Raw genomic sequence first — 15,217 nt, 5'->3', positions numbered from 1 at the left:
CCTTTTTCTGGTCTGTATGAATGTTAACTGTTACCTATGTGTCCGGTCATTTGTGTTACCGATGTGTCCGGGTCGGACCTTCAGTGACCCTCCGCCTCCTATCTCCGTCACCCTCCTCCTATCTCCGTCACCCTATGCATCCCATCTCCGTCACCCTATGCATGCACCGTCGCCCTCCGCGAAGGCGGAGGGTCCAGGAATGAAACGCCTTAAAGATCAATAATGGACCCTCCGCCTTCGCGGAGGGTGACGGAGATGGGGTGCGGAGGGTGACGGAGATGGGGTGCGGAGGGTGACGGAGATGGGGTGCGGAGGGTGATATAAAAAATTAAGATCGTTCAAGAACGTGTCGCGGGGCCTCGAAATCGGAATGGTCAACACGCCCTACTTCCAGTACATTTTGAAGGCATGATATAATGTGCCCATTTTGTGTACATGAGTATATGCAAGTCCAATGGGAATAAAAATCAATTCAGACCACCCGACTTTAGCGCTTAAAGAAAAAATACACGAATTAAGTGCTGACTTCTTAAAACGCAATGGGCTTAATTATTTCCAATTTTTAAGATGTTATGATAACGGTTCTATAGGACTCTTAACCAATAATACCGGTCTTATTGAGCAGTTCCAACACGTAGATAATGAACCAGTAGTTTTTTCCTCGTTTGAAAATGAGCATCAATCTGCTTCATCATTTTGGTTTCTGTGGGATGAAGAACTCCCTGAAAATCCTGTTCAATTTGCCAGAGAACAATTGAATATTCGCAATGGCATTACTCTGGTCAGAAGATCAAAAAACTATTACGACATGATCGCAGTAGCATCTCCTGTTGATCCTGAAAATGCCGGGGCATTTTATCTCAATAAATTAAAATCCATTGAACATTTTATAATTGACTTTGAAACAGCCAATAAAGAATTAATTGAGATAATGAATAAAAACCCTATCGCATTACCTGAACCCTATAGGGATATTAATTATCAAAATTTATGTCTTTCCCAAGGAACCCTATCTGTAATGGGTAAGACGGGACCCAGCCATATTACCGTACAGGAATTAGCCTGTTTAAGATTATTGATTCAGGGCAGGTCGCATAAGCAAATTGGTCGCATCTTAGGGCTGTCACCAAGGACTGTAGAAACCTATCTTCAACGAGTTAAACTGAGAACCGGGATCGCTACCCTTCATGAAATGGAACACATGATTATGTTTTAACGTTCTCGGTACCTATAAAATCCTCAGCATCATTAAGTTAAGAATTGCCCCTGGCTCCCTTCGATTTGAGCAGATGTACTAACCTCGTCTCGAATACGTGACGCACAGGCATCGAGACAAAAGGAGTAGTTGGTAACACCAGTTTAATTCACTGTCCGTAATCAATCCGGACATACTTCTTAACTCAAATCGCTAAAATCTCCGCATTATAATAACGCAGGAGAAACCATGCACCTTAAAAATCAGCCTCAATCAGCAACACGCCTTTTAAAACAATTTTGTCTGGGCTATAACAAACGCGATTTAACCCTGTTACTTGATCTCTTTACTCACAATGCAACGATGTGGGGTTCTGGAATTGATGAGTATCGAGTTGGATTAACGGAAATACAGGAACAACTGGAGCGTGATTGGAGTCAATCGGAACAAGGCAGAATAGAAATTGTATCATTTATTCCCGGATATAACGATTTACTCTGGGCTGCCGCTCTTTGTAAAGCCCATATATTGATTGATGGTACGGAACATGTATTCGAACAATTACGCGGTTCCATAGTGCTGTCAGATGAACATGGAACATGGAAAATCGCTCATATGCATGCTTCATTTCCAGATTACAGAAATGCCGAAAACAACTCCTTTCCAATAAAAAACTAAAGTGTTTATGATACTATAAGATGAAGTTGGCTAGGCTCTAAAATTAAGACACAAAAACATGAGACCTCTTGCATCACCTGTGAATTTTGATTTAATGCAAAGTAAAAAGTTTTGAAGAACGAAATTTACATCCGTAAATGAACACTGCAAAACCTTGCCTAACGCAGTAATTAAACAAAAGACATACTCTTCAAGAGGTCTATTATCATTAAGGACTTGTACTAAGATGCTACAGGATACACGTTCAAGATCTGAGGTTCTTGCCAATTTAAAACCCGAACTGCGTCAACTTATTGATGATTTTCATCATGTTGAACGTCATTTTTTCTCTTTAATCAGTTGTCATCAGGTACACTTGACTGATTTGACTCTTTTTGCAACAGAGGTTCAAGCCAGTGGTTTAAACCCTGCACTGATACAACAAATCGACGCCTCTTTTTCAGCGAATCTGACGGATTGCCATTCATTTTACAAGCAACACAAATTGCCCTGGGCATTAATACTGCCAGAGTATTTTTATTCAGATCACCTACAACTGATTTTAGAACAGCATAAAATGAGTTTATGTGATAAGGGCGTTGCCATGGTTCGTTCACTTAACTCCATTCCAATCCCCTCTCATCAATCATTATTAACAATTAAAGAAATCAATGGGGATCTGGATACCTGGAGTATTCCTTTAATACATGGCTTTGAATCAACACCAGAAGTAACCGGTATTTATACAGAACGTCATAAGCAGGCGACCCAGAAAGGCGCAAAAATTTATCATTTATCCGGATTTATAGACAGTACAGTCGTCTGTTCCTTGACGATCTCAATAGCGGCAGATTCAGCGCGAATTGATGATGTCGCAACCATGCCGGAATATCAAAATAGAGGTTATGCCACCGAACTAATCCATGCAGCACTAAATCAATTGAATCAATTAAATATTAATCACTGTTATCTGGAAGCTTCAAGTTCAGGATTATCCCTATATCAACGTATCGGTTTTAAAGAATTATTCAAAAATTATTACTATGAACCTAAATAAAAAATAACCTCAGCAGCCCGTTTTACGGCTTTGCCTGATACGGGCTACATGGTGTATTGATCATCTATGTACGCAAGATGAACTTTAAGAAGGATTATTTTCATGTACGGTAACTATTGGCATCGATTCGGGTTTATATTTCAATAAAACTGATTTAAATTTGAACTAATTCATGTTAACCTACCTACTATTTTTTAAGCCTAAGCGACGCAATGAAATCAAACCAATCAGTGAATCAAGATAACGAATTACCGCAATCATTCTCTCAATTACCTATACGAGAAGAATTACTCAAAAGTATAGCGACCCTGAATTATGAAGTCATGACCCCCATTCAGATGCACACTTTGCCCATCATGCTTAACAATGAAGACGTCATTGCTCAGGCTAAAACAGGCAGTGGAAAAACAGCTGCTTTTGGTTTGGCCCTACTCAATAATTTAAAAATTGAATTTTTTGGCGCACAAGCACTTATACTGTGTCCAACCCGTGAGCTGGCAGAACAAGTCAGCCAGGCTTTAAGAAGAATTGCCTGTATGATGCCCAACGTAAAAATCATTAATCTATCAGGTGGGATCCCCATGAAACCCCAACTGGATTCCTTAAGGCATGGGGCTCATATTATTGTAGGTACACCTGGTCGCATTTTAAAACATTTAAACAAAGAATCTCTAAATCTATCAAAGATAAAAACATTGGTTTTAGACGAAGCAGATAGAATGCTTGATATGGGATTCCTGGATGACATTAAAACCATCATTTCAGCCTGCCCAGGACATCGACAAACTCTGCTGTTTTCAGCAACATACCCTGAGGAAATCAAATTAATCTCAAAACAATTCATGCGAAATCCACAAGCAGTGCTGATTGAAACACCTCACGCTGAATTTGATATTGAACAACGATTTTATGAAGTGAGTAAACAAGCAAATAAATTCCCCTTATTAAAATCCATGCTGTTGCATTACAAGCCAGGATCTGCCTTGATTTTCTGTAATACCAAGCAACAAACCGCGGATGTTACCGAACAGCTCATTCAGGAAGGTTTTAGTGCTGTAGCCTTGAATGGTGATATGGAACAGGTAGATCGTGATCTGGCGGTTCTGCGCTTTGCAAATCAAAGTTGCTCTTTTTTAGTTGCAACAGATGTTGCTGCCCGTGGTCTTGATATCAAAGAACTGCCGGCTGTAATTAATTTTGATCTGGCTTTTGATCATGATGTACATGTTCATCGTATAGGAAGAACCGGAAGAGCAGGAAATAAAGGACTGGCACTAAGTATTACCACTCCAGCAGATGCGCAACGTATTTGTGCTATTGAAGATCAATTACACCATCCGTTAACGTGGGGAAACACCACTGAATTATTAAACAGTAAAGGATCTATAATCGCTCCTGAAATGATCACCTTATGTATCGCTTCTGGAAAAAAAGATAAAATCCGACCTGGAGATATTTTAGGGGCACTCACAAAAGATGCCGGGCTGGATGGCAGTACAGTAGGAAAAATTGATATTTCACTATTTAACTCATACGTCGCTATTCATCGCAGTCAGGCAGATAAGGCACTGGCCTATTTAAAAAATGGGACATTAAAAGGGCGTAAAATTTCTGCAAGAGCCATCAAATAAAAAAGTAACGGATTCTGTTTATTATTCAGGCCACTCTTTATCACCAAACAAAGGTCCAAAGATGGCAGGTTGATTTAAACAAAGACTCCAGAAGAAATTACCCATATCATAATGCCACCATTCATATTGATACGAGGTAAACCCCACCTCCTCCATTGCCAATCGAAGGAGCATTCGATTATCCCTGATTATTATTTCTTCAGGGGTTAACTCTTCCAGCCGATTAAAATAGTCCCTGTGCGCCCGGTCAGAACACTCATCAAATGGGGTTCCCATGTCCAATGGAAGGCCGGAGCCCACATCAAACAAAGTCAAGTCTATTGCTCCTCCACTCAAATGTGGGGCACAATAATCATCACCCAATGCGGATGGAAGAGCCACAAACTTGCGAGTTTCTGCAAAATTCTCTTCATCACTTAAGTGCGGCATTTTTTTCTTTATTTCTTCACGCATCCAATCAAATAGTGCAGCTTGAGTTGCCCTTGACCTATAAACATCCCAGACAAGGAGGCCATATTCAGAAGGCAAATTATCAAGAACCTTCATAATGCTGCTGAGTACTATTGATCTGCCGTATACATAAGGTTTTGGACTAAATCCAGATTTAAAATAGACTGGATCCACTTTAAGACGAGGATGAAGTTGATTATGAAATTCTACCGATTCAAAATCATGTGTATCAAATGGTTTCTTATTCATGTTGTTTTTTTAATTAAACAGTGCACTCAATATACATGATTATAGGTCATAAATTGAGTGTTTTTCACTAAAAATTTTAATGCAGGCATCGACTATTTCTTCAGAAAAAAGAATGCCTCGACCCATTCGTAATTTTTCAAAAGCAACCTCAATCCCAAAGGCAGGTCTATAGGGACGATGAGATGTAACCGCCTCAACTATATCCGCTACAGCCAGAATTCTGGCTTCCAGAAGAATTTCATCTCCTTTCAATCCACGAGGATAACCACTACCATCCAATCGCTCATGATGCTGTAAAATAATTTCTGCAATAGGCCAGGGGAAGTGTACATTTTTTAAAATCTCATAACCTACAGTACTGTGTGTTTTAACCAGTTCAAATTCAAGCGGAGTTAACTGGCCAGGTTTATTAAGAATGGAAATCGGGATGCCCATTTTGCCAATATCATGCATTTCTGCAGCAAGTCGAAGACCGTAGATCTGGTCTTCGGATAGACCTAATTCATGAGCTATCGCAGCGGACAGACAGGCAACCCGTCGTTGATGTTCAGCGGTATAGGGATCACTTTGTTTCATAGCAATGGTTAGAGCCACAGCCAATTCGCTGATACCTCGTAACATTTCTTGCGCATGATTTTTCCGCTCAATCTCAATTTTCTTGCGTTCAGTGATGTCTTCTCCAATAGATGCTGTACCAATAACCACACCCGAGGGAGACATCAGCAACGAATTATTCCAGTGAATTAATAAACGTTCACCATTCCTGGTAAGAATTTCATTTTCATAATGAGATACAATTTCTTCATTTTTAAGTAATTTATTAAATACTTCCAATATAGACGTGTTTTGTTCTTTGGGAATGAACAAATCAAACCAGTTTTTGCCTATTATTTCCTCATACGTCCAACCGGATAATTTTAATAAGAAATCATTACAATCCAAAATGGTAGCCTGACGGTTCAATATGACCGAAATGAGCTCGACATTATGCAACATATGGGAAAATCGCCGCTCACTTTCTCGCAATTGTTCCAATGCTTCATGCCTGATGCTGATATCCTCCGCTACGCCGGAAGTACGAACCAACTGATTGGATTCATTAAAAATAGGAAACGTTCGCGCATGAATCCATCTTGTTTCACCATCCGGACGCACTATTCTAAATACATCATCAAAATACCCGGTCTCCAACTGTTTGAAATACTTCAAATAGATGCGTTCTTTATCGTCAGGATGCACTGCTTTAATCCAGGCATCGGAAGTGGTGTACAGTTCAGACAAAGATCGTCCCCAAATCTGTTCGTAGGCGGGACTTATATATAAATAATTCCCAGAGCTGTTTTCTATAAGAAAAAAAACATCATTTATGGATTCAGCCATCTGTCGAAAAAGAGCTTCGCTTTGACTTAACTTTTTTTGTGTTTTGTTTAATTCTCGAAGATCGGAGACCAAAGCCATAATTGAATTATGATCGGCAACTAAGAATTTTATATGTGCCTGAAAATACTTCCCACTTTTACGTACTAAATGAAACTCATAAATTATATTATTATTTTTAGTGTATTTATGTTGATTAAGCTCTATCTGTTCTGCTTCTGAATCATGAAAAATATTTTTAATATTGAGTTTTTTTATCTCATCTTCCCTATACTCAAGCATGCTGCATAAATTAGAGTTAGCATACCTGACATTTCCCCTATCATCATAAATAAAAACACCATCAAACATTTGTTCAAGCAGACAGTTATAAGGATCTTTCATCCTGATTACTTCCTTTTAAAACAATGTACCTACCATTAACATTACAATGACGTTATAAAGGCAAAAAGTGAATAATGAGCTGTTCATATTTTGCACTTTTTATTATTATAGCTCATTTATAATTACAATTTGGAATATTTTAAATTGTGTTGGGAATTCATCAATTGATTCCAAACGTCACATGAAAACTGAACAATTAAATTTGAAACAAAAGAAATTTTTAAATGGTTTAGATGCCCTCCCTTTCAGGACATGAACCAGAAATCAGCCAAAGGAGTATTTTTATAATGAGATAGATGATGCGAAAAATAATGCTGTGCTTTGTTCATTTGTTTTGTATGCAGCAATGTTTGAAGATAAGTTTGCGCGAATAAATCCACCTGAGCATCACTGCCTCCTAACTGCCAGGCTTTGTCAATTACTGGGGTCAGAAGGGAATCAGCTTTGTTGTAGTCCTCTTCTGCAAAGGAATAAATACCTTGACATAGAGGTAAAATCACCTTGGCCCACAAAGAGTCAGAAGTTGAACTAGCGTAGTGCTCCATTTTTTTCAAAGATTCAGCCGCCTGCTTTTTTTGCCCGGCTCGGACAAGACAATAGATAAAGTGGAGATTGTTAAACCCAATATAATGTTCTATAGGATGATTACCCAAATGCTCCGCGATTGAATTTAATTGCTCATTTTGAGGCAAGCCTGCCATATCCAGTCGCCATAACAAGGATACCGCATCTATTTGCTCGAGCACTGTATCGGGCAAAGTACCTGATATACTCGGATACAGTTTGAGCACATCGTTCTCATTACGTTGAGCCAGATATAATAAGGCCAGATGCCAGGTATTATGCCCTTTTGATAATGGATGAACAGTTTGCCAGCTGTCTTTTAAACTGTTTAAACGCTTAATCCCACCATCCAAATCTTGAGTCAATAATGCCACATGAGCCAAAGTATGATGTGCCCATGGAGTAATTAATTCCATATTGATTGCTGCTTCAGCCATTTCCCTGGCCCTTGCATAATGACCGCATAGCTCCAGAGCAAAAGAATGAGTCGCCAAAAAATGAGACTCATCCTGATTCTCTGCAGCACACATAGTGCATACACGTAAAAAATATTCAGCCTGATATGCCTGACCAGTACAGTAAAAAAGCCACTCCATCAATTTCATGGCCAAGGTATCGCGAGGATAAAGTTGCATCACCTGTTCTAATATGCTCAGCGCCTCATGATGTTTTAAATCGGACCAGTTAAGCGTTGCATTATATAATAACTGTTCACGAATATTTGCGCCTGGTACATAGCGTTCTGCTGCCTGCAGGTAGGTTTTGGCTATCGTATTTGCCACATCCTCCTGTGCATACAAATAATATACTGCCGCATAGATTTGGATCAGCACATTCTCAGGATGTTTTTTTGCAGCATCAGTAATTAATCCTGCATCAAGACCAGACCCTACTATGTTTTGATGAAAGGAATTAATACAATCAATCACTTCATGTGACTGCGTTGTAACTGCCAACCCTCTTTGTGTATCCATAATTAATCAGAAAAATGAGTAACCTCTATGTCAAATGATAGCACAGATAAGCGGAGCTAACCTGTAAGAGACTGAAGTGACTATCCATCCTCTTGCCTCAAAATAAACCATCTAATTTAACTCAATCACCATGACTTTAATAGGATGATTACTCATATTTTCATCGTTATGTAACTCACCGGGTACATCTTGGGTAAGGTAATACGCTTTATTCTTTTTCAGGTTCAGATAGTGCACTGCGCCCTTATTATTCGTTATTTTTAATACACCATCAGTCAGTGCTACAAGAACGCGTTCATGATCGTGTCTGTGCATAGGAAGCACTTTGGTAGAGGTAGGATAAATAATGGTTTGCCATACCTTAACTTTATTATTGGTGAATTGTTCAATTCTTTTTGTTGCTTGTTCTTCTGCATAGAGAGCAGTGACCGGATACATCAATAATCCGAACAAAACAGTCATAAAATATCTGTTCATCGGGGTAGTTCCAGAAATTACCGTGTGGCCATTATAGCACCAGTTACATTCGAATTTTACTTTTATTGAAACGGAATAAAATTAAAAAGAAACATTGAGTTATTCAATAATTTATTGGTAAAAGTACTATAATTATAATAAGAAAGATGTTTAGGAGATTTATCATGACTACCCTGTTTTTGGCAACAGTGATTGGGTGGTATCTTGTCATCGTTAGCCTTTATTCTTTATTTCAATACGAGCAGTTAAAAGCAAACGCGGCCGAAATTATGGGGCAACGTGGATTGTTTTTCGTATTAGCCATTATTACTTTAATTTTAGGTTTACTGATGGTTACAAGCCATAATATATGGGTCATGGGTTGGCCTGTAGTGATTACTGTCTTTAGCTGGCTGGTCTTAATCGGTGGTATAATTCGCTTGTTCTGCCCTGATACGGCAAATAAAATGAGGCAATCCTTCATGGATAATCCAATAAAAATGAAAATTGCCGCTGTTGTATTCCTCTTGATAGGACTGTTCTTATTATTTCAAGTATATTACCCCTTAATTTAAGGGCAATTGATTGAAGCCGTGATCGTTAAAATCACGGCTTTATTCTGTTCAAAATAGGACTCATCATAATTAAAATGAATGACTTAATCTAGAGATAAGGTATTATAGCGTGTCGAAACAGGGGCGCTTTAAATGAATCAGGATCACTCATAATGGGTTCCAAAGTAGTACATGTCCCGCAAGGATTCAGGAATTCAGGATGCTCTTAACGAATAATACAAAAGATGGCATTGAATTATCCAGTCTTCACTATCTCATGGACTGGTTTATCAAACTCGCTTTACTAATAATCCTGCTTCTGGTCATCGTTCCTTTCTCACCCAAAATGCCGGCACCTGGACTTGATGCATCATGGGCCTTGGGACTTAACCAGGCTGTCGCCCAGGGACTTTCATTTGGTAAGGAAATTATTTTTACCCTGGGCCCTTATTCTTCGATATACACCAAATTTTATCACCCATCCACTGATCTGATGATGATGGGGGGAAGTATCTATCTGGCACTGTCGTTCTGGCTCAGTATCATGTTACTGATGCAAGGCATTAAATGGCGATGGAGTTTAGCTTTTGCTGTTCTTATTTTCGGGATGATATATGCCAGGGATTCATTATTCTTCTCATACCCATTAATAATAAGTCTGGTTTGCTTCAAAAACCTGGGCTCTCATACCATTACCCCTTATTCAGATAAAAACAAATATCTTTTACTCAGCTTATTGTTTGCTCCACTTGGCTTATTAGCATTAATCAAAGGCTCACTGTTAGTAATAAGCGGAGTTGTTTCTATTCTATGTTCCCTATTTTTTGCCCTGCATCAACAAAAAAATATGTCTGCTATCTGTCTTCTTTCCCCACTGATTTCAGTCATTTTGTTCTGGACTATCGCGGGCCAATCGATTCTCCATCTCCCATCTTACGTCATTAATTCAATTCTTCTGGCCTCAGGTTTTACTGAAGCGATGGCGGTTGATGGAGATAATAAGGAAATAACGCTTTATTTAATTTCTTCCGTTCTCATTCTGTTCGCTATTATAGGGCAAAAGCAAACATCAGCCCTTACCCGAATTTTTTACTTCAGTATTTTTATTATTTTTCTTTTTCTTTCATTTAAGGCCGGATTTACTCGACATTTTGGTCACTCATTTATTCCCGGTACATCTATTTTGATTGCAGCACTGCTTCTCCCCTTTTTATTTCATTCAAAATGGGTCATTCCCGCACTTGTTTTCTCAATATATACAACCAGTTATATTGATGGTCAACATACTAAAATTTCTCTGCTCAATAATTTTATCTCAACCTATTCAGCTTCATGGTATGGCCTGAAGAATCGGGTTAAGGATCCCCAATGGGTCAAGGAGAATTATCAAGTCAGCATGAGCTATCTGCATAATCAATTTCCTTTTCCTGCTTTAGCAGGCACTACGGACATTTATTCTTATGATCAAAGTTATTTATTCGCCACAGAAACAAACTGGTCTCCGCGCCCCATATTTCAAAGTTATTCTGTTTTTACTCCACTCATGGCCGAAAAAAATAAAAATCACCTGTTAAATCCCCACAGTCCAGATAATATTATATTTAAAATACAAGCAATAGACGAACGCATACCCTCCCTTGACGATGGCGCCAGTTGGCCTGATCTGTTGAACAATTATCATCCCGTTCAATTAATTAATGATTTTTTAATTCTAAAAAAGAATGGAACTACTCACATCACCGAACCACCCCAACTGGTGAACAGGGAGCAGCATGTTTTTGGGGACATTGTCCAAGTACCTGAGTCCAACCAACCCATATTTGCAGAGATAACTATTAAACCAACCCTTTGGGGAGTACTGGCGACTGTATTTTTTAAACCACATCAACTTGAAGTCACTATTGAATTGAATAATGGCACTAAAAGACAGTTCCGTATTATTGCCAATATGGCACAATCCGGTTTCCTAATCTCACCGTTAATTGAGGAAACAGCTGAATTTGGATTGTTGTACAGCCACAATCATTTTTTGGATAATAAAAAAGTTAAATCAATAACCCTGTCTTCCAGTCAAAAACATTCAAAACAATGGGATAAAGAATATACTATCCTTTTTAAGCGTATTAATAACGTACCTCATCAGATTTAAGGTTCTATCCTCTAGTACTCTGTCACGATGAAAAAAAGTTCTCGTTATTTTTTTAATTTTCTTGCCATCACTTCATCAAATATTTTTTTCTTCTCTTCTGATAATTCAGCGCGCCGCAAGGTCATCATTTCCTGTACAGTGCCCTGCACACAATCAGGAGTCAAACGATCAATAATTAAAATTCCATTTAAATGATCGATTTCGTGTTGCAAAACGCGAGCATAAAAATCACTTTCAATCCGTTGATGTTGTTGACCCGTTTCATCAAAATAAGTCAATTTAATGTGCTTGTATCTCGGTACTTTACCCGCTTTACTGGAAACTGAATAACACCCTTCAAAATCATATAATACAGTTATATCAGATGTGGGTTCATAAGAGGGGTTAATCATAATATGCATTGGATAAACCTGCACGTTCTCACGTAAAAGACCAGCTTCCTCAGGTATATAAAGGGCTATTATTTGCTTCGCATAATTCACTTGTGGAGCAGCCAAACCAACACCACCAAGAACCTTTAATTTGTTTTTCATGGCCTGGATCAACTCGGCATCATCCTCACTTAATGGGAATTGAACCGTTGTGGCTTTAGATTTGAGTACCTGATAATGCTCTGCTTGCTCGATTGTGACAATGTCCATAGCCATAATTGATGTTAATCCCAGCGTAATTCCACATAGGATGCATAGTATACGAAAGATAAAATGAAACAAGCGTTGCTATCCTTATCCTGAATTCTTAAATGATGTCTTATTCTCATATTGATGCTCTTTTTTAAAATACACAATATTCTTAAATTGGTGCTATTTTTATATAAAGACCACCGATTTGTTTAAAAATAGAAAAAAAAGGTTCATTTAAGCTAATAATGTAGTAAAATAGTGCTTACTATTGATTCATTAACACAAGAATTTTTGTTATGGCCAAAGATTTAAATAAACAATCCAGGTTATCAGAAAAAATGCAGAGATTAAAAAATAATATTCTTGCTCTGCTTTTAGAAAGAAAATCCTTTATGGAACGAGTTTACGAAGGCAGCCGATTTGCGACCATAATTACCACAGGAATCAGTAATGTATTTAATGTGATTGCTTCATTTCTAAGCTCGTTTCAATCGATACCTCTAATAGGAAGTATCTTTCAAGGCATTGCGGCAATTCCACAAGCTATTTCTTTCATTGCTGATCCCAAAATAACACTTGCTCAAAAAGCGCTCAGTGGCTTACTCCTTGCTGTGGTTGGTGGTATCGCCCTTACCGCGTTTCTTCTAGGTAGTGTAGCGACTCTGATATTTGGAACCGTGATTTCATCTATCTTAACTCTTATGGAGGGTTATTTTTTTACCAACAGAGTTATTGATAAATACCAAAAATCAAAACGTTATAATGAACGAAACGAATTCATGACCCTGATAGCAGAGCGCCGATATCCGGAAGAGGATAAATATAATGATCAATTAGAAGTTCGCGCAGTGGAGCTGGAACATGCGCTTTCGAGAAATGGATTGAACAAAGATAAAAAGAGAAAAATTGAAGATGAACTGGGTTTCATAAATGGAGTTCTCAATAAAAAAGGAATAGTCATTGGTGAAAATCCAGAAAGCACAGCTTCTCAGCTTTCAGAATTGTACAAAATTCATAAGGAACAATTGCACGAACTGACTGAAAAATTGTCATTAATTACTGAAGAAACCAAACTGGAAGGACACAGTGAAATTCTTGACGAAATCCAAAAAATTCAAAAAGCGATTTTAACTACCGAAGAAGACATTGCCTATTTTACCAAACCAATCAATGAACTTTATTTTGAAAATGAAATGGCTACCGACAAGCTTGGCTTATCCTTAAGCACCTTCGTATTATCAGCTGCCGCCACTATTGTTTCTATTATCGGGCTACTTGTGGGATTGGGAGTCTTGTTAGCCCCACCAATTTTTGTTCCAATTATGGCAGGAGTTGGCGCAAGCCTGGCTGTTGTCGGTTTAGTAAAATGGATCGCTGAAAAAATAACGCAGCAGCAGGAACGAAGCTATTTAGCCAAAAAAGAAGAGCATCAAAAAGTAACCATTCTGGAAGAATCCCTCTATACCCATGAGCAAACTCTTGATAAGAATCATTCTGTTTCAGTAGAAAATTCAAGTCACGCCAAGTACATGCATGAATTATTGGAACAGAAAAATACCATCGGCAATGAAAAAGAACCTGAGGAAATAAGCTCCCACAAACCCAATGAACAGCTTACTTTCTTTGGTCCTAAAAATGTTGACTCGGCTAATCAACCTGAAGATACTCATCAGGTAGATAGTGCTCCCACCGTTAATGAACATATAAATCCATAGCGAGTCTATACTTTATATGACAAAATGTCGCTGTCCATTTATAATACATCCACTGTGTTTGTCGCAAGAGAGTACCTATGAGCCTAAAACGATTTCATGAAGCCCAAAAAGGAAACACAGGCTATGACCAAGCCCATGCGGAAATTCAAAAGGGAAGAAAAATCAGCCATTGGATTTGGTATATTTTTCCACAACACCAATCTCTGGGATATAGCTCTCAAGCCAAACTATATGGTATTACCGATTTTAACGAAGCCTGTGATTATTTAAGAGATCCAGTACTTTTTAAACGCTACGATGCACTTGTTAGACTTGTTGAACAAAAATTACAAAGGACTCCCGTTGAAACGCTTATGGGTGGTGCTGTTGACGCTCGAAAACTGGCCTCCAGCTTAACTCTGTTTCAAGCAGCCGCTGTTTTCCTGAGCTCAGCAAACCACCGAACACCGCATGATTATGCGGGTCTTGAACAAAGATGCGCCCGGATTTTTCAGATCATTTCAAACCAAGGTTATTCCCCATGCAAAGCGACTCTTGCTGTCTTGAATAAACCTGGACAAAATATTAAGTATAACAATACTCATCCATCTGTTGTACTGACACAACAGGAACCGAGTGCTCATGTCAAACCCAGGACATCTACCCTAATTCAAGAGTTGGCGCAGTATAAAAATATCAGAAAAAATGAATGGGAATTTCATTATAATTTTTTAGGGATTGTATCTGTACTGTATTTTATACAGGATAGTTTGTTTGGGACAGATCATTTCAATACCAAAAATCGGGAAATCAAAATAAGCGCTGCATCAAAACTGGAACAAATTCTTGATCCCGATCAACCTATACCAGATCCATTAAATGAAGCAGAGATAAAAGCACTGAAAGAAGGACGATTAGGGGATTTGGTAAGCCGCCATGGAAGTTTACACTACCTAATAACTAATGCTCCATTAAAGGCGAATGATGATCCTTCACCAGATAGTCGTTTACAACCGTAATGCATAGATCATCAATAGAACATTGATCGATTGCATCGGTTTTTAATAAACGAGGCACTTTCGTCATCCTTAGCTGAGGTATGCTCTCATAATTCTAGGTAGGATAATTATCTGCCACTCAGTATAAAATATCATCTTTCGAACGAAGTGAAGCAATCCAGAACAGGAATCCAATAAAGCTCCC

General features: G+C 38.4%; 13 protein-coding genes. 8 read left to right on the top strand and 5 right to left on the bottom strand.

Annotation, left to right across the window (positions count from 1 at the left end; all coding sequences use genetic code 11):
• Positions 1–454 precede the first annotated feature (454 nt).
• The 4 genes from Lqua_RS14715 (at position 455) to dbpA (ending at position 4,540) form a co-directional block, all read left to right on the top strand.
• Positions 455–1,216 (top strand): helix-turn-helix transcriptional regulator, encoded by a 762-nt coding sequence (locus tag Lqua_RS14715; RefSeq protein ID WP_058475045.1) that lies wholly within the window; start codon positions 455–457, stop codon positions 1,214–1,216.
• A 228-nt stretch (positions 1,217–1,444) separates the two neighbouring features.
• Positions 1,445–1,873: a nuclear transport factor 2 family protein gene (locus tag Lqua_RS17750; protein WP_065240189.1), complete on the top strand. Its 429-nt coding sequence runs from the start codon at positions 1,445–1,447 to the stop codon at positions 1,871–1,873.
• 226 nt (positions 1,874–2,099) lie between these two features.
• Complete coding sequence (locus Lqua_RS14705) at positions 2,100–2,909, top strand: GNAT family N-acetyltransferase (protein ID WP_058475044.1); 810 nt, start codon at positions 2,100–2,102, stop codon at positions 2,907–2,909.
• A gap of 212 nt (positions 2,910–3,121) precedes the next feature.
• A complete protein-coding gene (gene dbpA, locus Lqua_RS14700; protein WP_058475043.1) occupies positions 3,122–4,540 on the top strand; it encodes an ATP-dependent RNA helicase DbpA in 1,419 nt (472 codons plus the stop codon).
• 21 nt (positions 4,541–4,561) lie between these two features.
• On the opposite strand, the gene Lqua_RS14695 is transcribed toward dbpA, so the two are convergent.
• From Lqua_RS14695 to Lqua_RS14675, 4 genes are all read right to left on the bottom strand, one after another.
• Positions 4,562–5,239, bottom strand: coding sequence for a M15 family metallopeptidase (locus Lqua_RS14695; protein WP_058475042.1), 678 nt, complete (start codon positions 5,237–5,239; stop codon positions 4,562–4,564).
• 39 nt (positions 5,240–5,278) lie between these two features.
• On the bottom strand, positions 5,279–7,000 hold the full coding sequence (locus Lqua_RS14690) for a PAS domain S-box protein (protein ID WP_058475041.1): 1,722 nt from the start codon (positions 6,998–7,000) through the stop codon (positions 5,279–5,281).
• A 245-nt stretch (positions 7,001–7,245) separates the two neighbouring features.
• Positions 7,246–8,538, bottom strand: coding sequence for a tetratricopeptide repeat protein (locus Lqua_RS14680; protein WP_058475039.1), 1,293 nt, complete (start codon positions 8,536–8,538; stop codon positions 7,246–7,248).
• Between the two features lie 111 nt (positions 8,539–8,649).
• A complete protein-coding gene (locus tag Lqua_RS14675; protein WP_058475038.1) occupies positions 8,650–9,015 on the bottom strand; it encodes a cupin domain-containing protein in 366 nt (121 codons plus the stop codon).
• A 164-nt stretch (positions 9,016–9,179) separates the two neighbouring features.
• Between Lqua_RS14675 and Lqua_RS14670 the strand changes: the two genes are divergently transcribed.
• Positions 9,180–9,569: a hypothetical protein gene (locus Lqua_RS14670; protein WP_058475037.1), complete on the top strand. Its 390-nt coding sequence runs from the start codon at positions 9,180–9,182 to the stop codon at positions 9,567–9,569.
• A 199-nt stretch (positions 9,570–9,768) separates the two neighbouring features.
• On the top strand, positions 9,769–11,697 hold the full coding sequence (locus tag Lqua_RS14665; protein ID WP_058475036.1) for a hypothetical protein: 1,929 nt from the start codon (positions 9,769–9,771) through the stop codon (positions 11,695–11,697).
• A 44-nt stretch (positions 11,698–11,741) separates the two neighbouring features.
• Here Lqua_RS14665 and def read toward each other — a convergent pair whose 3' ends face one another.
• Complete coding sequence (gene def / locus Lqua_RS14660) at positions 11,742–12,344, bottom strand: peptide deformylase (RefSeq protein ID WP_058475035.1); 603 nt, start codon at positions 12,342–12,344, stop codon at positions 11,742–11,744.
• Between the two features lie 272 nt (positions 12,345–12,616).
• Between def and Lqua_RS14655 the strand changes: the two genes are divergently transcribed.
• Both Lqua_RS14655 and Lqua_RS14650 read left to right on the top strand, forming a co-directional pair.
• Complete coding sequence (locus Lqua_RS14655; RefSeq protein WP_058475034.1) at positions 12,617–14,035, top strand: T4SS effector SidA family protein; 1,419 nt, start codon at positions 12,617–12,619, stop codon at positions 14,033–14,035.
• 77 nt (positions 14,036–14,112) lie between these two features.
• On the top strand, positions 14,113–15,033 hold the full coding sequence (locus tag Lqua_RS14650; protein WP_058475033.1) for a DUF1810 family protein: 921 nt from the start codon (positions 14,113–14,115) through the stop codon (positions 15,031–15,033).
• Positions 15,034–15,217: the final 184 nt, after the last annotated feature.

The sequence above is a fragment of the Legionella quateirensis genome (genome assembly GCF_001467955.1).
Taxonomy (GTDB): domain Bacteria; phylum Pseudomonadota; class Gammaproteobacteria; order Legionellales; family Legionellaceae; genus Legionella; species Legionella quateirensis.
The sequence above is the reverse complement of the archived record's forward strand: the minus strand, read 5'-3'. Positions and strand labels throughout refer to the sequence as shown.

Bases quoted from the DNA above. Each gene is read 5' to 3' on its own strand.
- Lqua_RS14715 (WP_058475045.1), top strand. From the start codon at position 455: ATGGGAATAAAAATCAATTCAGACCACCCGACTTTAGCGCTTAAAGAA.
- Lqua_RS17750 (WP_065240189.1), top strand. From the start codon at position 1,445: ATGCACCTTAAAAATCAGCCTCAATCAGCAACACGCCTTTTAAAACAA.
- Lqua_RS14705 (WP_058475044.1), top strand. From the start codon at position 2,100: ATGCTACAGGATACACGTTCAAGATCTGAGGTTCTTGCCAATTTAAAA.
- dbpA (WP_058475043.1), top strand. From the start codon at position 3,122: ATGAAATCAAACCAATCAGTGAATCAAGATAACGAATTACCGCAATCA.
- Lqua_RS14695 (WP_058475042.1), bottom strand. From the start codon at position 5,239: ATGAATAAGAAACCATTTGATACACATGATTTTGAATCGGTAGAATTT.
- Lqua_RS14690 (WP_058475041.1), bottom strand. From the start codon at position 7,000: ATGAAAGATCCTTATAACTGTCTGCTTGAACAAATGTTTGATGGTGTT.
- Lqua_RS14680 (WP_058475039.1), bottom strand. From the start codon at position 8,538: ATGGATACACAAAGAGGGTTGGCAGTTACAACGCAGTCACATGAAGTG.
- Lqua_RS14675 (WP_058475038.1), bottom strand. From the start codon at position 9,015: ATGAACAGATATTTTATGACTGTTTTGTTCGGATTATTGATGTATCCG.
- Lqua_RS14670 (WP_058475037.1), top strand. From the start codon at position 9,180: ATGACTACCCTGTTTTTGGCAACAGTGATTGGGTGGTATCTTGTCATC.
- Lqua_RS14665 (WP_058475036.1), top strand. From the start codon at position 9,769: ATGCTCTTAACGAATAATACAAAAGATGGCATTGAATTATCCAGTCTT.
- def (WP_058475035.1), bottom strand. From the start codon at position 12,344: ATGGCTATGGACATTGTCACAATCGAGCAAGCAGAGCATTATCAGGTA.
- Lqua_RS14655 (WP_058475034.1), top strand. From the start codon at position 12,617: ATGGCCAAAGATTTAAATAAACAATCCAGGTTATCAGAAAAAATGCAG.
- Lqua_RS14650 (WP_058475033.1), top strand. From the start codon at position 14,113: ATGAGCCTAAAACGATTTCATGAAGCCCAAAAAGGAAACACAGGCTAT.